This is a genomic window from Aeromonas sp. R1-2, from assembly GCF_040908505.1.
In the GTDB taxonomy this organism is placed as follows: domain Bacteria; phylum Pseudomonadota; class Gammaproteobacteria; order Enterobacterales; family Aeromonadaceae; genus Aeromonas; species Aeromonas veronii.
The window spans coordinates 46,424-70,472 of record NZ_JBFODU010000050.1 but is presented as its reverse complement, the minus strand read 5'-3'; the positions used below and the strand labels follow the sequence as shown (position 1 = coordinate 70,472).

Annotated in this window: 19 protein-coding genes and 1 pseudogene; 8 read left to right on the top strand and 12 right to left on the bottom strand. The window is 58.2% G+C overall.

All coding sequences use genetic code 11. The annotated features are described in order from the left end of the window. Positions 1–102 precede the first annotated feature (102 nt). Entirely contained in the window at positions 103–1,092 is a 990-nt protein-coding gene (locus AB5Y76_RS17255; RefSeq protein WP_263717093.1) for a D-alanine--D-alanine ligase, read from the bottom strand. Positions 1,093–1,296: 204 nt separating this feature from the next. Further along, the gene (locus AB5Y76_RS17250) at positions 1,297–1,905 is read right to left on the bottom strand and encodes a 2OG-Fe(II) oxygenase (protein ID WP_368177769.1); all 609 of its coding nucleotides are present in this window, start codon (positions 1,903–1,905) and stop codon (positions 1,297–1,299) included. Between the two features lie 350 nt (positions 1,906–2,255). On the opposite strand from AB5Y76_RS17250, the gene AB5Y76_RS17245 reads away from it, so the two are divergent. Both AB5Y76_RS17245 and AB5Y76_RS17240 read left to right on the top strand, forming a co-directional pair. Then, positions 2,256–2,732 (top strand): glutathione peroxidase, encoded by a 477-nt coding sequence (locus tag AB5Y76_RS17245; RefSeq protein ID WP_263717091.1) that lies wholly within the window; start codon positions 2,256–2,258, stop codon positions 2,730–2,732. A gap of 182 nt (positions 2,733–2,914) precedes the next feature. Continuing rightward, positions 2,915–4,318, top strand: a complete 1,404-nt coding sequence (locus tag AB5Y76_RS17240; protein ID WP_263717090.1) for a DEAD/DEAH box helicase — start codon at positions 2,915–2,917, stop codon at positions 4,316–4,318. Positions 4,319–4,429: 111 nt separating this feature from the next. On the opposite strand, the gene hutW is transcribed toward AB5Y76_RS17240, so the two are convergent. Then, complete coding sequence (hutW, locus tag AB5Y76_RS17235; protein WP_263717089.1) at positions 4,430–5,791, bottom strand: heme anaerobic degradation radical SAM methyltransferase ChuW/HutW; 1,362 nt, start codon at positions 5,789–5,791, stop codon at positions 4,430–4,432. A 256-nt stretch (positions 5,792–6,047) separates the two neighbouring features. On the opposite strand from hutW, the gene AB5Y76_RS17230 reads away from it, so the two are divergent. Continuing rightward, positions 6,048–7,643 carry a methyl-accepting chemotaxis protein gene (locus AB5Y76_RS17230; protein ID WP_263717088.1) on the top strand — a complete coding sequence of 532 codons (1,596 nt, stop codon included), beginning with the start codon at positions 6,048–6,050 and terminating at the stop codon, positions 7,641–7,643. Between the two features lie 125 nt (positions 7,644–7,768). Here the strand turns inward: AB5Y76_RS17230 and aroG are convergent, their stop codons facing one another. The 5 genes from aroG to AB5Y76_RS17205 all read right to left on the bottom strand — a co-directional run bounded on the left by aroG (position 7,769) and on the right by AB5Y76_RS17205 (position 13,560). Beyond that, the gene (aroG, locus tag AB5Y76_RS17225) at positions 7,769–8,824 is read right to left on the bottom strand and encodes a 3-deoxy-7-phosphoheptulonate synthase AroG (protein WP_139732290.1); all 1,056 of its coding nucleotides are present in this window, start codon (positions 8,822–8,824) and stop codon (positions 7,769–7,771) included. Positions 8,825–9,044: 220 nt separating this feature from the next. Next, complete coding sequence (gene aroA, locus AB5Y76_RS17220) at positions 9,045–10,328, bottom strand: 3-phosphoshikimate 1-carboxyvinyltransferase (RefSeq protein ID WP_005351267.1); 1,284 nt, start codon at positions 10,326–10,328, stop codon at positions 9,045–9,047. 227 nt (positions 10,329–10,555) lie between these two features. Next, positions 10,556–11,644, bottom strand: a complete 1,089-nt coding sequence (gene serC / locus AB5Y76_RS17215; protein ID WP_263717087.1) for a 3-phosphoserine/phosphohydroxythreonine transaminase — start codon at positions 11,642–11,644, stop codon at positions 10,556–10,558. A 225-nt stretch (positions 11,645–11,869) separates the two neighbouring features. Continuing rightward, positions 11,870–12,796 (bottom strand): electron transfer flavoprotein subunit alpha/FixB family protein, encoded by a 927-nt coding sequence (locus AB5Y76_RS17210; protein ID WP_263717086.1) that lies wholly within the window; start codon positions 12,794–12,796, stop codon positions 11,870–11,872. Beyond that, a complete protein-coding gene (locus AB5Y76_RS17205; protein WP_263717085.1) occupies positions 12,793–13,560 on the bottom strand; it encodes an electron transfer flavoprotein subunit beta/FixA family protein in 768 nt (255 codons plus the stop codon). Before AB5Y76_RS17205 ends, AB5Y76_RS17210 begins: the two co-directional genes overlap by 4 nt. Positions 13,561–13,729: 169 nt before the next feature. Between AB5Y76_RS17205 and AB5Y76_RS17200 the strand changes: the two genes are divergently transcribed. From AB5Y76_RS17200 to AB5Y76_RS17190, 3 genes are all read left to right on the top strand, one after another. Further along, positions 13,730–15,373 (top strand): electron transfer flavoprotein-ubiquinone oxidoreductase, encoded by a 1,644-nt coding sequence (locus AB5Y76_RS17200; RefSeq protein WP_263717084.1) that lies wholly within the window; start codon positions 13,730–13,732, stop codon positions 15,371–15,373. Between the two features lie 293 nt (positions 15,374–15,666). After that, entirely contained in the window at positions 15,667–16,614 is a 948-nt protein-coding gene (corA, locus tag AB5Y76_RS17195) for a magnesium/cobalt transporter CorA (RefSeq protein WP_005337059.1), read from the top strand. 148 nt (positions 16,615–16,762) lie between these two features. Beyond that, entirely contained in the window at positions 16,763–17,224 is a 462-nt protein-coding gene (locus AB5Y76_RS17190) for a DUF2919 domain-containing protein (protein ID WP_252657000.1), read from the top strand. Positions 17,225–17,236: 12 nt separating this feature from the next. Here the strand turns inward: AB5Y76_RS17190 and AB5Y76_RS17185 are convergent, their stop codons facing one another. The 4 genes and pseudogenes from AB5Y76_RS17185 to AB5Y76_RS17170 form a co-directional block, all read right to left on the bottom strand. After that, positions 17,237–17,989, bottom strand: a complete 753-nt coding sequence (locus AB5Y76_RS17185) for a hypothetical protein (RefSeq protein WP_263717083.1) — start codon at positions 17,987–17,989, stop codon at positions 17,237–17,239. A 633-nt stretch (positions 17,990–18,622) separates the two neighbouring features. Then, positions 18,623–18,899 (bottom strand): annotated as a pseudogene (locus AB5Y76_RS17180) (transposase); the annotation flags it as partial. Between the two features lie 202 nt (positions 18,900–19,101). Continuing rightward, the gene (locus AB5Y76_RS17175) at positions 19,102–21,576 is read right to left on the bottom strand and encodes a glycogen/starch/alpha-glucan phosphorylase (protein WP_040066347.1); all 2,475 of its coding nucleotides are present in this window, start codon (positions 21,574–21,576) and stop codon (positions 19,102–19,104) included. A 375-nt stretch (positions 21,577–21,951) separates the two neighbouring features. Continuing rightward, positions 21,952–22,149 (bottom strand): DUF4250 domain-containing protein, encoded by a 198-nt coding sequence (locus AB5Y76_RS17170; RefSeq protein ID WP_005333612.1) that lies wholly within the window; start codon positions 22,147–22,149, stop codon positions 21,952–21,954. 230 nt (positions 22,150–22,379) lie between these two features. Between AB5Y76_RS17170 and AB5Y76_RS17165 the strand changes: the two genes are divergently transcribed. Next, positions 22,380–22,865, top strand: coding sequence for a hypothetical protein (locus tag AB5Y76_RS17165; RefSeq protein ID WP_064335890.1), 486 nt, complete (start codon positions 22,380–22,382; stop codon positions 22,863–22,865). A gap of 412 nt (positions 22,866–23,277) precedes the next feature. Next, positions 23,278–23,712, top strand: coding sequence for a YcgN family cysteine cluster protein (locus AB5Y76_RS17160; protein ID WP_005352569.1), 435 nt, complete (start codon positions 23,278–23,280; stop codon positions 23,710–23,712). Positions 23,713–24,049 lie beyond the last annotated feature (337 nt).

Below are 24,049 nucleotides of genomic sequence, written 5' to 3'. Positions count from 1 at the left end.
TCAAGCTGGCCTGCCCCGCTTGATAAAGACATAAAAAAATCCCCGCCAATTGGCGGGGATTTTTATTGGGTTCTGCTTCATCCCGCGAGCGGGAGAGCGCGCTTAGCTGGCCTTGCGCAGGATCTGCTCAAGGTAGTCGGCGAAGCGGTGACCATGATGCTCCAGCAGTTTCGGGAACATGGAGATGGAGGTCATGCCCGGGAAGGTGTTGATTTCATTCAGCAGGATCTCCCCCTCCTCGGTCAGGAAGAAGTCGATGCGCGAGAGATGGGTCAGTTTCAGCTGACGGAACGCCTTGAGGGCATACTCGTGAATAGCGTCAGCCTGCGCCTCGGTCAGCCCCTCGGCACGCAGTGCCGTCTCGGTATGGCTGGCACTGCTGTACTTCTCTTCATAGGTGTAGAACTTGTCCTGCGGCACGCAGATCTCGCCTGGATAGGTCGCCACCAGCTCGTCACCGTACTGGTAAACCGCCACTTCCAGCTCGCGCGGCTTGACCGCTTTCTCGATCAGTACCTGTTCGGAGTAACCGAAGGCATCGGCAATACCTTTTACCAGGTCCGCTTCGTTGCTGGCGGAGTAGCAGCCAACGGAAGAGCCCTGGGAGGCCGCCTTGATAAAGACCTTGCCCCACTTGACCAGCGCGGCTTTGGCCTCGGCCAGCGCCGTCTCATTTTGCTCGGTCAGGAACAGGTACGGGGTATTGGGAATGCCGATGGCGGAGAGCCACAGCTTGGTGCTGATCTTGTTGAAGCAGATCTTGCTCGCCTCGGCATCGCAACCGAGATAAGGCAATCCGGCCAGTTCGAGGAAGGATTGCAGATCGCCGGTCTCACCCGGGTAGCCGTGGATGCAGGGCACCACGTAATCCACCGGACGGGCCACGCTGTCGAACGAAAGCAGCTTGTCGAGCCCCAGCTTGCACTCGCGGCCATCGGCACTGAGCCAGCGATCGGCGAACATCTCGACGCGGGTCACTTCGACACCGGGCAGAAGGCCCAGTTGTTGCTCGAGGAAATTGGCGCTGCGCAGAGAAACTTCGTGCTCTGAGCCACCGCCGCCGCACAGCAGCAAGACATGCATGTTCTTCATTAGATGTGATCCCTTGGGAAAAGCGGCCTCGTCATGACCATTTGATAAGCCAACCACCATAAAAACCGGACGAAGCCAGATACGAACATAAGTGCGCGCCAGTGTAGCAAGGGAGATCAACCCTTGTCAGCTGATGGGAGACCCATGACCCCACTTCTTGCAGTGAAAAGTCTCTCCTGTGTCAAAATCGGGACACATTGCCCCTCAGCGCGGGGGATCGACCCTTCCCATGCCGTTGCCATTGACCCGAAACCAGCCGGCAATACTGTAGCGCTCGCGATTGGCAGGCAGTACCTCGTGGGGAAACTCCTCGGAGAGAAACATGACCAGCCGCCCCCCCTTGGGGCTGACATCCATCAGAAACTGCTCCTTGTCGTCATACATGCGCAGCACTCCACCCGCTTCGGGCAGCCAGTCGTTGTTGAGGTAAAATACGGTGGTAAGACGGCGGTTGGAGCGACCGGCAAAGGCATCCCGATGGGTGGCGTAAAAATCCCCGCTGCGATAGCGGGCGAAGTGTGCCTCGTAGTCGAACAATCCCAGCATCAGCATCCGGTTGGCGGCAAGACGCAGGGACTCCATCCGGGCGAGGTAGTCAGCCACCGGCGCACCGAGGGAGGGCTCCAGCCAGTGGATCTGGTCACGGCGAATATCGGGATTGCCATGGTGCAGGGCGTCACGGCCGATCCCGGCCGGTTGCCATTCGCCTGGCAAACAGGCTTTGAGGGCATCCACCTCGGCGGCGGTCAAAAAATCATCCACTATCACCCATCCCCGGGTGTAAATGGCATCCATGGCAGCTTGATAGTCCAAGATTGGCTCACAATGAGTGGAAAGAGGGCGCTTTGTAGCGACTTACCGGCAAAGTCACAAACCGGTTTGCTTCTCTTGAGAAGTCCCAACATCAATACGCGAGTTGCTGCCCGCCGCCCCGCATTTTTGTCGCCAGTTGTGATCCCGCCCTGCCAAAGAGCGTATTGGCTGTCGAAACTGTGATGGCCCTTGCAATCGGGATGAGGAGGCGCCGCGGCCTCCTTGCGGTGCCAAGAGCCAACCGATACCGTAGCCGCATCGCCATGTTGCTGTTCATCCGGCGCTTGTCTCTGTCACCGACCGAACCACTCACGGCACAACCCGCGCATCACCCACGAAAGGATCTTCTTATGCCTCTGCCCGATCTCACTTTGCAACGACTGGATGGTACCCCCTACCCGCTGACTCAACTGGCGGGCAAGGTGGTGCTGGTGGTCAATGTGGCCAGTCGCTGCGGCTTTACTCCCCAATATGAAGGGCTGGAAACGCTCTATCGGGAGCTAGGCCACAAGGGGCTGGTGATTTTAGGCTTCCCCTGCAACCAGTTCGGTCAGCAGGAGCCGGGGGATGCGGACGAGATCGCCCGCTTCTGCTCCCTCGACTATCCGGTCACCTTCCCCATCATGGCCAAGTGCGATGTCAACGGTGAGCATGCCCACCCCTTCTATCAGTGGCTCAAGCAACAGAAACCGGGCTTTCTTGGGCTGGAAAACGTCAAATGGAACTTCACCAAGTTCCTGATCGACCGCGATGGCAACGTGGTGGAGCGCTTTGCCCCCCAGGCCAAACCGGAGAGTCTGGCCGAGCAGATCCACGAGATGCTCTGATGCTCCCGCACCGTTTTACGCCACTGCGTTGAACGATTGTGTGGCGGCCGGTGCGACAGCTACTGCGCAGCGGCCGCTCTTTTGCTATATTACGGCCCCACTATCTTTTCCATATCGTGGCTGGCCCCAACATGCTGGCTGCCCGTTGAGCCAAAGGCTCATCTCAGGAGTTTCTCTCGAACATGTCATTCAACGAACTGGGTCTGTCTCCGCATATTCTGCGGGCCGTCAAGGAGCTGGGTTACGAACAGCCAACCCCCATCCAGCAGCAAGCGATTCCGGCCATTCTGGCCGGTCAGGATGTGCTCGGCGGCGCTCAGACAGGCACAGGCAAAACGGCCGGTTTCACCCTGCCGATGTTGCAGCGTCTGCTGGCCAACCACGGTCGTGGCCGTCGTCAGGTACGCGCACTGGTACTGACCCCGACCCGCGAACTGGCAGCCCAGGTGGGCGAGAGCATCATCAAGTATGCCCACCACCTGCCGTTCAAGACTCTGATCGCCTATGGCGGTGTCAGCATCAAGCCCAATCTGGACGCCATCAAGCTGGGGGTGGACATTCTGGTCGCCACCCCGGGCCGTCTGCTGGATCTGCTGACCCAGGGCGCCCTGACCCTGAGCCAGCTGGAAGTGCTGGTGCTGGATGAAGCGGATCGCATGCTCGACATGGGCTTTATCGTCGACATCCGCCGCATAATGAAGGCGCTGCCTGCAGAGCGGCAAACCCTGCTCTTCTCTGCCACCTTCTCAAACGACATCAAGGCGCTGGCCGATGATCTGCTGAACGACCCCACCCTGATCGAGGTTGACCCCAGCAATACTGCTGCCGAGCAGGTAACCCAACGCATCATTCAGGTGGATCGGGAACGCCGCCGCGAGCTGCTCTCCCACATGATTGGCCGTGGCAACTGGCAGCGGGTGCTGGTGTTTGTTCGCACCAAGCAGATCGCCGACCGCCTCGCCCAGCAGATGCAAAAAGATGGTCTCAATACCGTGGCGATCCATGGTGACAAGAGCCAGGGTGCCCGCAACCGGGCGCTGGCCGATTTTCGCAGTGGCGAGGTGCGGGTGCTGGTAGCGACCGATATCGCCGCCCGCGGTCTGGACATCGATCAACTGCCCTACGTGATCAACTTTGAACTGCCCCAGATGGCGGAGGATTACATCCACCGTATCGGCCGTACCGGCCGCGCCGGTCGTGGCGGCGAGGCCATCTCGCTGGTCAGTCAGGACGAGCTGGGTCAGCTCAAGGCGATCGAAGCCCTGATCGGCCAATCCCTGACCGTGGAGATCCTGGAAGGGTATGAGCCAAGCGGCAAGCCGAGTCGCCAGACTCTGCCGGGCAGCAAGCCGGTGCAGAACCCGCCTCGGGCTCGCGGTCATGCCAACGCCAAGAGCAGCAATGCCAAGGGCAAGCCAGCCGCGGGCAAGGGCAAAGCCAAGGGTGACGCCAGCAAAAATCCCGCCCAGTCTTCTCAAAACAAGTCCCGCAAGCGGGAAGTAGTGGGCGAGGATATCGGCTTTGCGCCGATGCGCCGCTTGCCCAAAGCAATGCGCGACAGCTATCAGGAGAGCAGCGACGAGTAAGCTCGCGCGACGCTAACTGCCAAGCCAAAAGAGGGAGCCTGCAAGGCTCCCTCTTTCGTTATGGATCGCACGGAGTCGTGCAAGTGCTCCGTGCCAATGCTCAGCTCGGGCTCAAACCAGCGAATGGCGTACCGCGGCAGTACCATGGCTGGGCGGCGCTGAACCATCGAGCGGATTGAGCTGCAATAACTCGAACAAGCCAGCCTGCATATTGACGTTCCAGAAGCGTCCGGCGAGGGTGAGTTGCAACCGTGCATTCTCGACCTCGGCCAGCCCGTGCTGCTGCCAGGCGGCAAAAAGCGGCATCAGATGGGTCAGCAAAGGCGCTGGCAGACGATCCAGTGCCAGCACACCGCTGTCGAGGGCACCACGCAGCAGACCGTCCATCCTTGCATTGGGATTGCGTCCCATCACCATCCCGGGCGCCCGCTTGCCACTGGCCATCGCGTCATGCCAGGGGGCCAGATCCCGCCCATACATCAAACCGTGACCAAGAATGTTGCCCCCCGCACCGGCACCAAAGGGGAGGATCTCGGCACCGCGCTTGGCCATCTGGTTATAACGACTCTGCTCGGCCGGGCTGCGCCGCCAGTGACTGCAAGAGAGACGCTCCCAGCCGTGAGCTTCCAGTTGCGCCCCGCCATAGGCATACATGGCCGCCCGCTGCTGGCCATCGGCGAGCCAATCCAGGGTGCCCTTCTCCTGCGCCCGCTCCAGATTGGTGCCCTGCATGGCGATGAGCTGGTAGAGATCGACCCCGTGTACACCGCTTGCCATCACATCGCGGATATCCTGCTGCCACACGGCATCATCCTGACCGGGCAGACCAAAGATGAGATCCGCCACGATCACAGCCGCATCATCCCGGGTCAGCTCACCCAGACGGGTCAGCAAGGTCTCCCTGTCATCGAAACGGGCCGCCTGCTGACGCACCCGGGTATCAAAGCTCTGCACCCCGAATGAGAAACGGTTGAAGCCCCCCGCCAACGCCACCTGCCATTTCTCATCATCAAAGCCGTTGAGGCGTCCCTCCAGCGTCACCTCGGCATCCGCCGCCAGCGGAAAACGGCGGATCACGGCGGCCAGCATGGCCAGCTCGTCGGCGCTCATGTCGGTCGGCGTACCGCCCCCCACATAGACGGCTGAAAATGGCATGCTCTGCGCCAGCGGGGTGTCAGCCGCCTGCGCAAGGGAGGCGCACAAGGCGTTGACATAGCGGTTGATCCGCGCCGGATTGGCGCCATTTTCAAAGAAATTGCAGAAGCTGCAGCGCTTTCGGCAAAACGGAATGTGGATGTAGAGGGCGCGCTCCTCAGCTTCACTCTCTCGCTGCCACCAGCTCTGCCAGCCAGCCTCATCCAGCGGGAAGGGGCGCATCCCTCCCCGACTGGCGTGAGCCGAGGTCTTGGCGCTAAAAGCAAACTTGAGGGGATCCGGCGTGGCAATACCGGTCATGGAAGGGGTCAGATTCATGATGGTCACTATTATCAGCAAATAATGACAATGATAACGATTATCGTTACTGGCAATTTGTTCTGGATCAACCCGAGGAGCAGCCCCCCTCCCGAAAGGCATTTTGGCAACCTGCATTACCGATCTGCTTAACAGATTATTTACTCAAGAGTGGTTATCGTGTGCCGATAGAGAACCATCTCCCACCGTTTCTTCGTCTACGATCAAGATGATACGGGATCACATAACAACACCAAGCGCATGGAACTTGCCCAAAATGCATAACCTCTCCTTGAACTGGAAAATATTCCTCCCTCTTGCGCTGGTCATCAGCACCACCTTTGGCCTCTGTTTCGAACTCTCCGCCTGGCTGCAACGGGATCTCGCCATCCGGCTGGCTGAGGAGAAAGTTGAGAGCATGGCCAACACCTATATGGATCAGGTGAACGTGCTGATGATGACAGGTGGCATGGCCAACCGGCAGATAGTGCAGACCAAACTCAAGAGTGAAGCGGGTATCGTTGAGGCCCGTCTGGTGCGCGCACCAGCAGTAAGCAACCTGTTTGGCCCGGGTCACCCGGATCAGAAAGTGCAGGATCCCCTCGATGAGCGAGCCATCAATCAGGGCGAAGCCATTCTGGAGCAGCAGGGCAACCGGCTCACCCTGATCAAACCGTTCAAAGCCTACAAGGAGTATCGCGGCACCCAGTGCCTCACCTGTCACCAGGTCAATGAGGGGACCGTGATGGGGGCAGTCCGGATCAGTTATGACCTCAGCCACACCTTCGGCGAGATCCGCCACAACAACCTGATCCTGAGCGGCAGCCTGGCCGCCGTCTTCAGTCTCGGCTTCGGCTTGCTCTGGTGGGTATTGCAACGCTACGTGAAACACCCCCTGCGCCAGCTGCAGCTCACCATGATCCGGATGGCCAAAGAGCGCGATCTCGCCCTCCCCCTGGTCAATCACAGCCGGGATGAACTGGGCCAGATGACACGCGCCGTCAATGATATGGTGCAGGGCTTCCGCCACAGCCTGCAGGAGGTGGAAGGGGCAACCCACCAGCTCTATCAGGAGTCAAACCAGATCCGTCAGGTGGCGACCCAGACCGAAAACTCGGCCCGCCAGCAAGAGGGGATGACCACCCAGGTCGCCGCCGCCGTCAGCGAGCTGGCCGCCAGCTCTCACGAAGTGCGCGAACATGCCCGCCACAGCGCCGAGCTCTCCGCCCTCACCAATCAGGATGCTGCTGACACCAGCCGCCTCGCCCAGCACTCCATCACCGATATGGGCGAGATGTCGGCAGAGATCGATCGGGTGGATCAGGTGATCCAGCAACTCGACAGCCGCTGCCTGGCTGTTGACGGTGTGCTCGAGGTGATCAAGGGGATTGCCGATCAGACCAACCTGCTGGCCCTCAACGCTGCGATTGAAGCGGCGCGGGCAGGTGAGCAAGGCCGTGGCTTTGCGGTGGTGGCCGATGAAGTGCGGGCCCTCTCCAATCGCAGCCGCGCCGCCAGCGAGGAGATCTCCCAGATGATCGCCGCCCTGCAAAAAGAGGCCCAGAGCGCAGTTACGGTGATCGGGGATGCAAAAAGCAAAGCCGATGAGAGCATCAGCAAGACCGAAGCGACCCTGGCAGCCATGCAGAACATCATCGAGCGCATCGCCCGCATCAACGACCTCAACGCCCAGATGGCCCAGTCGGCCGAAGAACAGGACAGGGTCTGCCATGAGGTAGACAGCTCGGTGAGCAATATTCGCAACACCTCCAACGACACCCTGGGTCAGGCGCACGCCGCCAACCTCGCCAGCATTCAGTTGGTGGAGCAGTGTCAGAAACTGGAGGCGCTGCTGAAAACCTACCGTTGGTAATCCGCTTCACAAATGAAAAAGCGCGACCCGAGGGTCGCGCTTTTGCTTGATGGATTCGATTTGGCCGAACGGCAGGTTTCTGTTCCAGCGGCGCGTTGACGATTAACAGCGCCGCTAGGATAGCTTTAACGGGCGTTACGGGTTGCGACGGCATCCGCCAGGTTGCGCAGCAACACTTCGGTATCAGCCCAACCGATGCAGGCATCTGTGATGCTCTGGCCGACGGTGAGTTCACACCCTTCCACCAGATCCTGACGGCCTTCCACCAGATGGCTCTCCACCATCACACCAAACACCGCCTTGCTACCGGCACGCAGTTGGCCAGCCACATCCTCGGCCACCACCATCTGGTTCTTGAACTGCTTGCTGCTGTTGGCATGACTAAAGTCGATCATCACCTTCTGGGGCAAACCGGCCTTCTCCAGCCCCTTCACCACCTCATCAACATGAGCCTCGCTGTAGTTCGGCTCACGACCACCACGCAGAATGATGTGACAGTCCGGGTTGCCGCGGGTCGCCACGATGGCGGAGTGACCGTATTTGGTGACCGACAGGAAGTGGTGCGGCGCACTGGCAGCGCCAATGGCATCGATGGCAACCTTGATGGTGCCGTCAGTGCCGTTCTTGAAGCCCACCGGGCAGGAGAGACCGGAGGCCAGCTCGCGGTGTACCTGGGATTCGGTAGTACGGGCACCGATAGCGCCCCAGCTCATCAGATCCGCCACATATTGCGGGGTGATCATGTCGAGGAACTCGGAGGCTGTCGGCAGCCCCATGTCGTTGAGATCGAGCAGCAGCTTGCGACCAATGCGCAGACCGTCGTTGATCTTGCAGCTATTGTCGAGGTACGGATCGTTGATCAGCCCCTTCCAACCCACTGTGGTGCGCGGTTTTTCGAAGTAGACCCGCATCACGATCTCCAGCTGACCTTTCAGCTCGTCGCGCAGCGCCTTGAGGCGCTTGCCATACTCCAGCGCGGCAACCGGATCGTGGATGGAGCAAGGGCCAATCACCACCAGCAGACGATCATCTTCGCCGGCCAGGATATTGTGAATGGCCTGACGGGATTCAAAAACGGTGGACGAGGCCACCTCGGTAGCCGGAAACTTCTCAAGCACCGCAACCGGGGGTAATAACTCTTTGATTTCACTGATACGAACGTCGTCGGTTTGATGCTGCATGACAAGGCTTCCTGCTAGATGACTGCGATTAGGAAATCTCAACATAGCCCGCGACAGGGCATGTGTAAATAGGAAATTACAGCAATCACAAAACTATTTTATATATCAATCTTGCAAGTTATTGAAATGATGCTAGGCGAAATAGAAGTGCGGATGAGGAAGGCAAAAAGGCCCGCTCAGCGCGGGCCCGAAGCGTCGGTGATGACGGGTTTGTCAGTGATCAGCCACGCTGGCTGATACTGGCCAGCTTGTCGAAGTAATCCGGGAAGGTCTTCGACGTGCACTTGGGATCATTGATGGTGACCGGTGTATCCGACAGCGCCACCAGCGAGAAGCACATGGCGATACGGTGATCGTTGTAGGTATCGATCTCGGCATGCTTGAGCTGGGTCGGCGGGGTCACGGTGATAAAGTCATGCCCCTCCTCCACTTCGACGCCCAGCTTGCGCAGCTCGGTCGCCATGGCGTGCAGACGATCGGTCTCCTTCACCCGCCAGTTGTAGATATTGCGAATGGAGGTCGGCCCCTCGGCAAACAGCGCGGCAACCGCGATGGTCATGGCCGCATCGGGAATATGGTTCATGTCCATATCCACTCCGTGCAGCGGCGCCTGCTCGGCCTCGATGAAATCATCACCCCAGGTGATGCGCGCGCCCATCTTCTCCAGCACATCGGCGAAGTGAATATCACCCTGAATGCTGTGCTTGCCGATACCGGTGACCCGTACCTTGCCCTTGATGGCACCCGCCGCGAGGAAGTAGGAGGCGCTGGAGGCATCACCTTCCACCAGAAAGTCACCCGGGCTGATGTAGGTCTGGTTGCCCTTGATGTAGAACAGCTTGTAGTTGTCGTGCTCGATGACCACCCCGAACTGCTTCATGATGTGCAGAGTGATGTCGATGTAAGGCTTGGAGACCAGCTCCCCCTTGATGTGGATCCGGGTATCACCGGCCGCCATCGGCGCCGCCATCAAAAACGCGGTCAGGAACTGGCTGGAGACGGAGCCGTCGACATGCACATCGCCGCCCCACAGCCCCTTGGCATCCACCACCAGCGGCGGATAACCATCGTGTTTCAGGTACTGGATATGGGCACCCGCTTCACGCAGGGCATCCACCAAATGGCCGATGGGACGCTCTTCCATGCGCGGCTCACCGCCCAGGGTGTATTCACCGGAGCCTAGGCACAGGGCGGCGCAGAGCGGTCGCATGGCGGTACCGGCGTTGCCGAGGAACAGATTGACCGGCTCTTTCACCGCGAAGCTGCGACCCAGACCCTGCACGGTACACTCGGTCTTGTCGGCAGAGAGCTTGTACTTGACCCCGAGCTGGGTCAGCGCAGCCAGCATATGACGAATGTCATCGCTGTCGAGCAGGTTGGTCAGACGGGTGGTGCCACGAGCCAGCGCCGCCAACAGCAGCGCACGGTTAGAGACACTCTTGGAGCCGGGCAGATTGACCTCACCGGCCACACGAGAAATGGGTTCCAAACGCAACGAATTCATAGACTTCCTGTGCTATCTCAAAAATAAACGCCTGTCCGGACGTTAACAGCCTGCGTCCCGCTCGGCAAGGGCACTTTCAGGGGAAATCGCACGGCAAACGCCAGCGCGCTGGTTCTGTTGAAAAAAAGACGCCGGGGTATCCCCGGCGTCTTGAATCACTGCAATAGCTGGAAGCGGCTCACGAGTTGTTACGAGAGGCCGCCAGCAAGCATGTGAGTACTCTCTTCTCAGCCGTGGCGCTTGGCAAAGCCATCCATAAAGCTCACCAAGGCCTTCACTCCCTCCAGCGGCATGGCGTTGTAGATGCTGGCACGCATGCCACCGACAATGCGGTGTCCTTTGAGGGCCAGCAGGCCAGCGGCTTCCGATTCGGCCAGGAACTGCTTGTCCAGCTCGGCATTTTTCAGCTGGAACGGGATGTTCATCCGCGAACGGCAGCTGACATCCACCTGATTGCCATAGAAGCTCGACTGATCGAGATAGTCATAGAGGAAGTCGGCCTTCTCCTTGTTGCGCGCTTCCATCGCCTCGAGGCCACCCTGTTCTTTCAGCCACTCGAACACCAGACCGGCCAGATACCAGGCGTAGGTGGGCGGCGTGTTGAACATAGAGTCGTTCTTGGCGGTGAGCTTGTAGTCAAAAATCGAGGGGACATCGGCTCTCGCCTGATCCAGCAGATCATCGCGCACGATGGCGATGGCGAGCCCGGACGGCCCGATATTTTTCTGAGCGCCAGCATAGATGATGCCGAAGCGGCTCACGTCGAGAGGACGGGAGAGAATGGTGGAAGAGAGATCTGCCACCAGCGGCACCTCGCCGGTGGCCGGGATGTCGAACATCTCGATGCCGTCAATGGTTTCGTTCGGGCAGTAGTGAACATAGGCCGCATCGGTGCGAAACGCCGGCGTCGGCAGCAGGTGAGAGCTCCCCTGCTCGTTCTTGGCAACCCCCTGGAAGGTCTGGATATCGCCATACTTTTTGGCTTCATCCACCGCGCTCTGGGACCAGACACCGGTCAGCAGAAAGTCCGCTTTCTTGTTGGCCCCGCCCAGCAGGTTCATGGGCACGGCGGAGAACTGACCGCGGCCGCCGCCGTGCATGAAGAGCACCTTGTAGTTGTCCGGTACCGCCAGCAGCTCGCGCAGATCCGCTTCAGCCTTCTCGGCAACCGCCATGTAGGGCTTGCCGCGATGGGAAAGCTCCATGACCGAGGCTCCCAGCCCCTGAAAATTACAAAATTCGCGCTGGGCGCGCTCCATGACTTCAACCGGCAGCATGGCGGGGCCGGCGCAGAAGTTGTAAATCTGTTTGCTCATGACGCTTTCCGTGAGTGGATGAGAGTAATCGATGACTTGTCAGGTTTTACACAAGAGCAGCCAGCGGATCAAAGGCTTTTTGGGAGCTGGCTCAACCTTTTACCGTCACTCTGCATCCCCCTTGCAGTAGAAAAAGCCCTGAACGGGTCAGGGCTTGCAGGGAACATGCACAGAAATGGCGGGCAGAGCGCATAAACGACCACAGCTCAGCCATTTCTGACAAATTTACAGTTTGGCGGTGAGCTCCGGCAGCAGAGTGAAGAGATCCCCCACCAGCCCGTAGTCCGCCACCTGAAAGATGGGGGCATCGCTGTCCTTGTTGATGGCCACAATCACCTTCGACTCCTTCATCCCCGCCAGATGCTGGATGGCGCCCGAAATACCGACCGCGATATAGAGCTCGGGCGCCACCACCTTGCCGGTCTGCCCCACTTGCAGATCGTTGGCGACATATCCCGCATCAACGGCGGCTCGCGATGCCCCCACGGCACCGCCCAGCTTGTCGGCCAGCGCTTCTATCAAAGCAAACTGCGCCTTGGAGCCCAGTGCCCGGCCACCGGAGACCACCACCCGGGCGGCGGTCAGTTCGGGCCTGCTGGAGCGCACCGCGCGGCGCTCGACCAGCCGGGTACGGCCAACGAATTCGGGCACGGCCAAGCGTTCGATGAGAGCCTGCCCGCCCGTCGCCGCCTTGGCAAACGCGGTGGCCCGCACCGTCATCACTTTGACGGGCGCCGAGCTTGCCACTCTGGCAATGGCATTGCCCGCATAGATGGGGCGCAGGAAGGTGTCGCTGCTCTCGATAGCCGTCACCTCGGAGAGCATCTCCACCCCGAGGCGAGCCGCCACCTGTGGCAGCAGCGCCTTGCCCATGGCACTCGCCGCCATCAGGCAGTGGTTGTAACCTTCGCACCAGCTGGCCAGCAGCTTGTCCACCCCATCCAGCAGCCCGTCGGCCAAGCGGGGATGTTCGGCAAGCAACACCTTGTCGACACCGCCAATGGCAGCCGCCTGTTCACCCGCCTCGGTCAGCCCCTGCCCGAGCAACAGCAGGTCAACCTGACCGCCGATGGATCCGGCGGCGGTGACCAGTTGTGCCACATTGTCGGCCAGATGGCCCTGATGATGTTCGGCAATGATCAGCACGCTCATGGCAGCACCTTCGCTTCGTGTTTGAGTTTGTCCACCAGCTCGTCCACCGAGCCCACCTTGATCCCGGCGCTGCGGGCTGGCGGCGCCATCACCCCGAGCAAACGGGTCTGGTTGGCCACCTCAACGGCGAGTGTCGAGAACGGAGCGCTATCAAGCGGCTTGCGCTTGGCCTTCATGATGTTCGGCAGCGAGGCAAAACGCGGTTCATTCAAACGCAGATCGGCGCTTACCACCGCAGGCAACGGCATGCCCAGGGTCTCGAGGCCACCGTCGATTTCGCGAGTCACCAGCAGTTCTCCCGCTTCCACCTTGAGGGCGGACGCGCAGGTCGCCAGCGGCCAATCATTGAGGGCAGCCAGCATCTGGGCCACCTGATTGTTGTCTGAATCGATGGACTGCTTGCCGAGCAGCACCAGATCCGGCAGCTCCTGCTCACACACCTTGTGCAAGGCGCGGGCGACAGTCAGCGGGGTGAGCGTCTCATCGGTGACACTCTCACCGGTTATATAGTGCAGCGCCCGATCAGCCCCCAGCGCCAGCCCATGGCGCAGTTGCTCGGCGGCAGCGTCAGGGCCAAAGGTCACCACCACCAGTTCGCTGGCAACCCCGGCTTCCCGCAGCCTGACCCCCTCCTCCACCGCAATTTCACAAAAGGGGTTGATCCCCATCTTCACATTGGCGAGCTCCACGTCGGAGCCGTCTCCCTTCACCCGGATCTTGACGTTGTAGTCGACTACCCGTTTGATTGCGACCAGCAGCTTCATGGGGTCATGCCTCGTCTCTTTGGATTGAATTCATTAGTGTGCCTCTGCGTATGTTGCAGTACGCTCTTCCCTGATTTTTTGCTTTTTCTTGCTCAGCTTTGCTTACAACTGCTTTACGTTTACGTAAACTACCAGCATTACCCTAGGCCAACCAGAGCGCAGAGGCAAGATGGAACGGGAAGCAATGGAATTTGATGTCGTCATCGTCGGCGGCGGTCCGGCGGGGCTCAGTGCAGCCATCGCCCTGAAACAGCAGGATGCCACTCTCTCTGTCTGTCTGCTGGAGAAGGGGGCCGAAATTGGCGCCCATCTGCTCTCCGGCGCCCTGTTTGATCCCGTCGCCTTGGAAGAGCTGCTGCCGGATGGCTGGCAGCAAGCGCCGCTCGGCGTGCCGGTCAGCGACGATCAGGTTCATCTGCTGCAAAGCGAGCAACGCTCCCTGCAACTCCCCGCCTGGGCGGTGCCACCCCGGATGCACAATGAGGGCTGTCACATCGTCAGCCTAGGCAATCTCTGCCGCTGGCTTGGCCAACAGGCGGAAAAACTGGGAGTCGAAATATACCCGGGGTTTACCGCCAGCGAACTTATCATGGAAGCGGGTCGGGTCAAGGGGGTGATCACCGGCGATCTGGGGCTGGATCGGGCGGGCAATCCAAAAGCTGATCATGTGCCCGGCATGGCGCTGCTCGGCCGCTACACCCTCTTTGCCGAAGGGGCCCGCGGTCATCTCGGCAAGCAGCTGATCGCCACATTCAATCTGACAAGCCCTGCCCAGCCCCAGCACTATGCCATCGGCTTCAAGGAGCTGTGGCAACTGCCAGCAGGTCGGGGCAACCCGGGACAGGTGCTGCACGGCAGTGGCTGGCCCCTTGGCAAGCAGGGGGGCGGCAATAGCCACGGTGGCTTCTATCTCTATCACATGGAGGGGGATCAGGTGGCGGTCGGGCTGATTGTCGATCTCAACTACCAGAATCCCTGGCTCAGCCCGTTCGACGAATTCCAGCGCCTCAAGCATCACCCGCTTATCGCCGGCGTGTTGCAAGGTGGGGAGCGCATCAGCTATGGCGCCCGCGCCATCACCAAGGGGGGCTGGCACGCCCTGCCCCGTATGCACTTCCCGGGCGGCCTGCTGATCGGTTGTGATGCGGGCACTCTCGACTTTTCCCGCATCAAGGGGATCCACACCGCCATGAAGTCCGGCATGGTGGCGGCAAAAACCGTCGCGATGGAGCTGCGGGGGGGCGATGAGGGAGGCCGGGATCTGGCCCAGTATGGTGACGAGCTGCACCAGAGCTGGCTGGCCCGCGAACTCAAGGCGGCGCGCAACTTCGGCGCGGCGCTTCACCGCTACGGTCCCTGGTTGGGCGGTGCCTTCAACTGGCTGGAGCAACGGCTGTTTGGCGCAAACTCGCCCTTCAAGCTGTTCGATAAGGCTCACGACTACCGTCAGCTGCGCGTGGCCAGCCGCTGCGAGCCCATCCATTATCCCAAACCCGATGGCAAGCTGAGCTTTGACAAACTCTCGTCTGTGTATCTGGCCAACACCAGTCACGACGAGGATCAGCCTTGCCACCTCAAGCTGCAGGACGAGCGCATTCCGGTCGAGGTCAATCTGCCCACCTGGGCTGAACCCGCCCAACGCTACTGCCCGGCCGGGGTGTTTGAAGTGCTTGAAATGGAAGGCGCGGCCAAACTGCAGATCAACGCCGCCAACTGCATCCACTGCAAAACCTGCGATATCAAGGACCCCAGTCAAAACATTATCTGGACACCGCCACAAGGGGGCTCTGGGCCCAATTATCCGAATATGTGATGAAGCGGGGCAGCGGCAACAAGCAGCCCCAGCTAGCCCTCCCCCAGCCAAAGGCTGGGTTCTACCCCGTATAGCTGCTCAGGTGATCCGACCTCGCTGTTTTTTTGAACAAACAGGCTGAATCCCTGATGAATAGCCCCTGACAAGCGCGGCCCGCCCCTGTATAGTTCGCCGCATTCAGGTTTTCCATCGGCCCGATCTGCTTATCCACGGGATCGCCTTCTGCAGCGATCTAAGGCCGCATGACCTGTGCAACCATCCCTGATTACCCATGACTTTTTAAGGGGGGACAGATGATCACCGCCTACATTCTCAACAACAAGGTGCTGGACATAGTCACGCTCGGGCCTGACGACATAGTACCTGACAACACGGTCTGGCTGGATGCCTACAAGCCGGACACGGCAGAGCGAGAATGGTTGACGGGCCTGTTCCTGGAAGAGGTCCCCGACAAGGAAGAGCTCGACGACATCGAAGCATCCGCCCGTTTTTACTGGGATACCGATGGTCTGCACATTCACTCCCTGTTTCCCCAGCGGATCGGTCGTGACACCAAGGGTGTCCACGTCTCCTTTACCCTGCGCAACAACCTGCTGATCAGCATTCGCGAAGATGACATCGGGCTGGTGCGCCTGCTGCGCCACTATATGCGCCAGGATCGGCTGGAAGTGGAGGATGCCCTCGACATCCTGCTGGAGGTGCAGAACCTCAAGGTGGAGTACCTCTCCGACCTTATCGAAGATGGTTACAAGACCTTGGAAAACACCGCCGATCAGATCTTCGAGCCGGATCAGATCAACCCCATGCTCAAGGAGTTGATGGCGCAGGAAGAGGCCAACGGCCAGATCCGTCTCTCCCTGCATGATACCCGCCGCGCCCTGCGTTTCCTCAAACGCAGCCTGCGCCAGCGCATGAGCCTGGAGCAGAACAAGTGGATCGACGAGATGCTGCACGACGTGGAATCTCTCTTGCCCCACACCCAGTTCCTGTTCGACAAGATCAACTTCCAGCTGGAGGCCTCCATGGGGGTGACCAATCTGGAGCAGAACAAGGTGATCAAGATCTTCTCGGTAGCCGCCGTGATCTTCCTGCCGCCGACCCTGATCGCCAGTATCTACGGCATGAACTTCGGCCGCATGCCGGAGCTCGCCTGGGAGTATGGTTATCCCATGTCACTGGTGCTGATGGTGATGTCATCGCTCGGCACCGGGCTCTTCTTCAAGCGCAAAGGCTGGCTGTAACGCCGCCGACGCGCGCTGCGATATCTGAAGAAACCGATTGGGGGGCATGGCCCCCCGATTAATTTGCGCCACGCCCAACGCCTTGCAAAGGACGCTTCGTCGCCCCATATCCCTTCCATCACTCAATTCAAGTGGATAACGGGCAACCATGACCCTCTACCCCGAACACCGATATGACGATCACGGCCAGTTGCGCCCGCCCCTCTGGTTCTGGCCCATCGCCCTGTTGCTGACCCGCTCGGTCTGGCTCTTTTTGATGGCAGGGGTCACCCGCGAGAGCGGCAGCGAGATCCTGACCCTCTTCTATCCGGACAAGATCACCCTCTACATCAGCCTGCTGACCGATGTGCCCGCCATCCTGGCGTTGCTCGCCTGCGGAGGCACCTATCAGCAGACCCAGAGCATTCGCGCCAGACTTCGACGCCACAGCCCGCTGCTGCTGCTCTGCTCTGCCGTCAGCGGTATGCTGATGCAGTTGCACAGCCTCAATCTGCAGAAGTGGTCGTTCAGCTGGCCCACCGCACTGGTGCTGGTCGCCAGCCTCTGGTCACTCTGGTATCTGCTGCGCAGTCGCCAGCTACGGGAATATGCCGCAGACCAGCCCCACTAACGGGGCTGACACCTATTGACGAGTGACCCGGATCTGCAGGGTCTGGCGCTCGCTCTGGCTGCCTCGCCCTCCCTGTAGCTGGGTGCCGAGGCTGCTTCCTTGATCCGCTGAGCTGGTCGAAAGCTCTCCCACCGTCAGCCACTGGCCCGAGGCCCCGCTCACCTCGGTGGCACTCTGCCCACGATTGATGGTGCCCTGATCCAGCCTCGCCTGTTCGCTGCTCAACGCAATCTGCACCCGATCGCCAATCAAGGTGGCCGTGGCATAGAGGCCGTTCACCAGCGGCATCATCCCCACCACTGCCCCCCCGTTCCATTGGTAGAAAGTCACCGGCTGATAGGAGCCCATCTGCAGCAGCACGGGACGGCCCGACAGCCCGCGCACCTGCCAGCTGTCGTTCTGGCTACGCTGGTACTGCCGGGCGTTGCCATCGAGCAGCCACTGCCGCTTGGCCTCGTCGCGACTGATTGAGCCCCCCAGTTGCTGACCGCTGGCGGCACCATCGACCCGCCACTCGATAAGCAGGCTTTGCGGTGGCTGGTTGATCTGCGCCAGCGTGGCTTCGGCCTCCTGCAGCTGGGCTGGCGTCCCGCTCAGCACCAGCTGGTTACCCATGGCACTCACCCCAAGCTGGGGATAGATCTCCTTGAGGGTCTGCACCGCCGCCTGCGCCTCGAAGACCGGGATCACCTTCACCTCGCCCCACAGCGGCCAACACCACAACCAAAGCAACAGCAAGTATCCTCTCCAGCGCCACTTCCCCATCCTTGTCTCCCTCTCAGATCCGTCGCCGTACACCGTGCTCTAATGCCTCGTCATCATGAGCTATTCCTTGCGCTTTTCAATCCATGGCACCGTCCGCTTGAGGCAAAAAGCAGGGCAAGACAGCAAATACAATCAACAATGATTATCATTTGCTATAACGCAGTAATCGCTCGGATGCAATTCGGTCTCATTCTTCGAGCTTGCCGTCGATGAAGCCTGTAGCCACTACCCCCGCCACCATTCACTGAGGTGTCCTGACAAGATCGGACAGTCCCGGATCAAGCAGCCTGAGCTGTTCTCGCCATCACCACCATGTGGTCCTTATCGCCCTGGCCAACAAGATAATGCGAATTTGCTGGAAAGTGCTGACATCCGGCAGGGATTACCAACCGTATCCTGACGCAAGCTCAGCCGTTTAACAGATAGAACTCATACCCGGTTTTGCGAGCCCAAAACAGATGACAGAAGCGTTACCCCACGACGTTGCAGCCTGGCTAAAAAAGCAGTCTCTTGTGACTGATAGCTTTATTAGGACGACGACGTGCGGCTCCCATCAAGGCCAGAGCCGGAAAACGGCTCACAGACAGACCGGATACATTGACGCAAACGACTTCTGGAAATCAGTTGAAGCCTGCAGATAAGGAGCAGACCATACATTTTTATGATGTAGCGCACCATGTTGACTTGTGCGAGAGCGTTGCGTAGCCGGGTCACTTCAGCATCCAGCTCGGCGACAGAACGCGGGCCGATGTGTATCCTTTCCTCCTTTGGCTGCGACCACCCAGTTGCTCAGTGTGCCCTTGGCTATACCCAACCTTCTGGCGGCTTCAGCTTGGCCAAGGCCTTGCTCCAACACCAGTCGAACCGACTCTGCCCGAAACTCTGGTGAATTGTGTTCTCTCGATTTTATTCAACACCCCCGATTGTCTCATCGTAACAATCGGGACTGTCTGTGAAAATCAGGATACCTCATAACCAAGTGTCCGGATTTAGTTGATCACTACAGTTCAAACTATACGGCCTGAGCCGGGTAGAGTACCGAACTCAGGCCATGTCATTCGCCAGCTAACGTGGGATTCACTTCATTGCGTTTTTTTCATCTCTGCATCTAATTAGCCGATGTTGCAGGCCTTCAGATCCCAGATCCGATCCACATAGTCTTGGATGGAACGGTCTGAGTTGAACTTGCCCATGGTGGCCGAGTTGATGATGGCCTTCTTCGCCCACAGTGCCGGATCCCGATACCAGGTATCGATCAGCTTGTGTGCATCCGAGTAGGACTGGAAGTCCGCCAGGGTCAGGTAAGGGTCTCCCCCTTCCAGCAAAGAGCGCTTGATGGAGGCCAGCTCACCCGGACGACCCGGCGTGAAGTAGTCGGTATCAAACCAGTCCAGCACGGCCTTGAGCTCGGAGTTGGCATAGTAGAAGTCGTACGGATTATAACCGCGCGCCTTCAGCGACTTCACTTCGTCCACGTTCAGACCGAAGATGGCACAGTTTTCGGCCCCCGCCTCTTCGGCGATCTCGATGTTGGCTCCATCCAGCGTCCCGATGGTGATTGCACCGTTGAGTGCCATCTTCATGTTGCCGGTACCGGATGCTTCATAACCTGCAGTAGAGATCTGCTCGGAGACATCTGCCGCCGGGATCAGCTTCTCGGCCAGACTCACGCGGTAGTTCGGCATGAACACCACTTTCAGCTTGCCCTGGATACGAGCATCGTTATTGACCCGATCCGCCAGCTTGTTGATGGCATAGATGATGTCTTTGGCCAGCTTGTAACCGGGCGCCGCTTTGGAGCCGAAGATAAACACGCGCGGATGCATGTCATAGTCCGGGTTGGCCAGCAGACGACGATAGAGTGCCATGATGTGAATGAGGTTCAGCTGCTGGCGCTTGTACTCGTGCAGACGCTTGATCTGAACGTCAAAGATCGCCTCGGCACTGACATCGATACCGGTTTCGTCTTTGATGACCTTGACCAGCTTCTCTTTGTTGTGACGCTTGATGGTCATGAACTGCTGCTGGAACGCCTTGTCGTCGGCAAACTTCACCACGCCACGCAGTTTGTCCAGTTGCAGCGGCCACTCCTTGCCCACCACTTCGTTGTAGAGACCCGCCAGCTCCGGGTTGCAGGCCAGCAGCCAGCGACGCGGGGTTACCCCGTTGGTCACGTTGCACATTTTTTCCGGCCACAGCTCGGCATACTCGGGGAAGAGATCTTCCTTCACCAGCTTGGAGTGGATCTCGGCCACACCGTTCACTTTGGACGAACCGATCACGCACAGGTTGCCCATGCGAACCTTGCGCACGGCTCCCTCTTCGATGATGGAGAGCTTGGCCTTGATGGCATCGTTGCCCGGCCACTTGGGCTCCACCAACTCGTTCAGGAAGCGGGCGTTGATCTCGTAAATCACCTCCAGATGGCGAGGCAGTACTTTCTCGAACAGGCTGACCGACCACTTCTCCAACGCTTCCGGCAGCAGAGTGTGGTTGGTATAAGAGAAGACCTGATAGCAGATAGCCCAAGCGGCATCCCAGTTCAGATCTTCCTCGTCAACAAGCACCCGCATCAGTTCCGGGATGGCGACAGTCGGGTGAGTATCGTTGAGCTGAATGGCAATTTGCGCGGCAAAGTTGCTGAAGTCACTGCCATGGACCCGCTTGTAGCGGCGCATGATGTCCTTGATGGAGCAAGCACAGAAGAAGTACTGCTGGATCAGACGCAGCTCTTTACCTGCATCGGTCTCATCGTTCGGATACAGCACCTTGGAGATGGTCTCGGCTTGGGCTTTCTCCGCCTGGGAGTCGATGTAACCACCGGCGTTGAACACGTCCCAGTCGAAAAACTCGGAGGCGCGGGATTCCCACAAACGCAGGATGTTGACGGTGTGACCGCCAAAACCGACCACCGGAATATCCCAAGGCACCCCTTTAATCTTGCGACCGGCGTGCCATACCTTCTTCAGGCCGCCATTGTCACCAAACACGGTCTCGACGTAACCATAGAGCGGCACTTCTTGCACTGACTCGGGACGGCAGATCTCCCAGGGGTTGCCATATTCACGCCAGGAGTCTGGGCGCTCAATCTGGCGACCATCCTGAATTTCCTGACGGAACAGACCGTGTTCGTAGTGGATACCGTAACCAACCGCCGGATAGTTCAGAGTGGCCAGCGAGTCGATAAAGCAGGCAGCCAGACGACCCAGGCCGCCGTTGCCAAGTGCCATGTCCGGCTCTTGTTCGCACAGGTCGGTCAGTTCCAGACCGAGTTCGCCCAGCGCCTCTTCGCAAGTCTTGTAGAGGGAGAGGTTGTGCAGGTTGTTGGAAGTCAATCGTCCCATCAGGAATTCAGCAGAGAGATAGTGAATCGCACGAGTATCTTTCTTGAAATGAGTCTGCTGAGTGCGGGTCAGGCGCTCGTACACCTGTTCATTGACAGCCGCAGCAGTGGCTTTCCACCACGCTTCGGGAGAGGCTTTCTGTTCGCTTGTTCCCAAGGTAGAACGCAGGTGACGCACGATACTCGCCTTGAGCTGATCTTTATCCAGTTGGAGATCCTGGTCTGTCTTCTTCTTGGTAGCCATAAACCATATTCCTTCGTTACAAATAAAATTGTTATCCCGCTTGCGGGACCGGCGCTGTTGTTATCTCAAAATATGTACCGGCGTGAGAATACTAACTAAAGCGGCAGAATTAAAAGTTAACGCAAGTCACACTTTAACCGATAAAAACAGCCTGAAAAGCTTGAAAACCCTTTCCTTTAATTGATCGCATAAAAACAAACATTCCCTTTATTATCATAAACTTAATGAAACAATAAAAATATTCTGGCATGAATAGGTTTTCAGAGATTGCCAAGCCTTGAAAATCCCTGAAAATAGGCAGCAAGACGGCACATTGAAACCGGTTTCAATGTGCCTGAAAAATTACCGTATAAATATGAAGCAATCATTGCACCCTTAAAGATGTGCTTTGAACTGATTGCTCAATGGATCGTAATGGTACCCAATCTGATCCAGACGTCCTGCCAACTGCTCTTCACTCATATCGTAATAGGCCAGCAGCTCCTCCAACCCGTCACACTCAAGCCTTAGCTTCTCATTGATGATGCCCAGCAAGATGTTGGCATCAAGACGTTGCAAGGTACTGATATCCATGGCGGCAGCTCCTGTAAATGACCTGTATAACCATGGGCGGTTACGCAAGGTTTGTCCATAGTACGAAAAACACCCAACCAGCTTTATATTAAATAGTGTTTAAAAACATAACCTTACTAACGACACATGCCAACACCATCACATTTTTCAGCAAAAACACCTTGTCACTGCCACAGGATAGAACTACTGTATACACATACAGCTTGGATATTCATACAGGAACCCCATATATGAACCAGCCCCTGCACTCACTGCCCTTTGCGATGAATCGTGTCATGAGCAAGCCCTGGCCAACCAGAACCGCCTGCAAAGCGGAGTTGGCTCATTATGGTGTGACTATCCAGTCCGATGATCAGTTTCTGAGCGAGCTGACAAAGCTTGGGGAGGCTCATACCGGCTGGATCTTGTTGATCGCCCCGCCGGGACGCCCCACAGTCAGCCGTCTGGAAGAGCGAGGTATCGATCCCAAGAGAGTGCTGGTGGTACATAGCCCCAAAATCAAGAACTGGCAGCAAACCCTGGAGCGCAGTCTGGGCAATGGTCACTGCGCCGCCGTATTTACCTGGCTACCCGAGCAGATCGAGTTGGATCACGTCAAGCTGCAGCGACTAGGACAGCAATCTGGCGTACTCACCCGCTTCTTTGGCGCGAAACGGACTAACCTCGGCACACCTCTGCTGGCCTATTCAGAGCAAGATATCTATCTCAATCATTAAGACAAAAAACGAACGCCTGCGCAGGCTCTCCCGCGGGTCGCAGTGACAGAAGGGCGCAAACAATTTGTGACCAGCGGCTTTATTTGAAAGACAAGCTTGCAACAGCCTGACGGTAGGCATCGGAGATCATTTGACCCTGCTTGCTGCAAGCAGACAAACATCAAAAGATGTAACGGATAAAGAAGCAGAAAATAAAACCTGAACTGGACAATCATGCAGCCCAAGTATTCAAACCTGCGGGACTTCCTGCCCACCAGCGAACCCGTTTGAGCAATATGATGAGGCTGAAAGTCATTGCATTCATTTGAGCTGATCACGACAATTTGCCCACCGGAGTGACCCTCTCCTTGAAATACCGGGTAACAAGGGGTATAACCACGCGTTTTATCAGGTGTAATAAGTGAGCGGTATGATGCAAGCCCCCTTTTGGCAGACCAAGAGTCTGCAGCAGATGACTGAGTCCGAATGGGAATCCCTCTGCGATGGTTGCGGAAAATGCTGCCTCAACAAGCTGATCGATGAAGATACCGACGAACTGGTTTTCACCAATGTCGCCTGCAATTTGCTTAACACCAAGACCTGTCAGTGCTCTGATTACGCCAATCGTTTCAAAAAAGAGCCTGACTGTCTGCAGATCACCCATGACAAGATCGCCGAATATGACTGGCTCCCCTCAACTTGCGCATATCGCCTGCTGTCTGAAGGTGACGCTCTTCCAGAGTGGCATCCTCTGCTGACCGGCAGTCGTTCCGCGATGCATCAGGCTGGTCAATCCGTCCGTGGCAAAGTCATTCACGAGGATCAGGCGGGTGAATGGATCGATCACATCATCACCTGGGCCAGCTGACACGCTCAACCCGCTATTCTCCAGAGGCAAGGGCTGCACAATGTGCAGCCCTTGTTGTTTCTGCAAGCAGGGTTTGTAGCTTCACACATATCTGGCTGGCTAAACCAGACCCCCTCCCAGCTGCGCATTGAGAGAGGCAGAGGCAGAGGCAGAGGCAGAGGCAGAGGCAGAGGCAGAGAATGATTCCATAGTCACAGGCTTATGGGTATTGCTTGATACCCGCGATGGCGCCTCTGTTCACCCCTTAAACCTGATCAGCTGTTCCACGAGCCATAGCAACACTGATGCAATGGCAGGCAAAGCAACCGCCTATCCCCCTAGAGCGCGAATAAAGCAT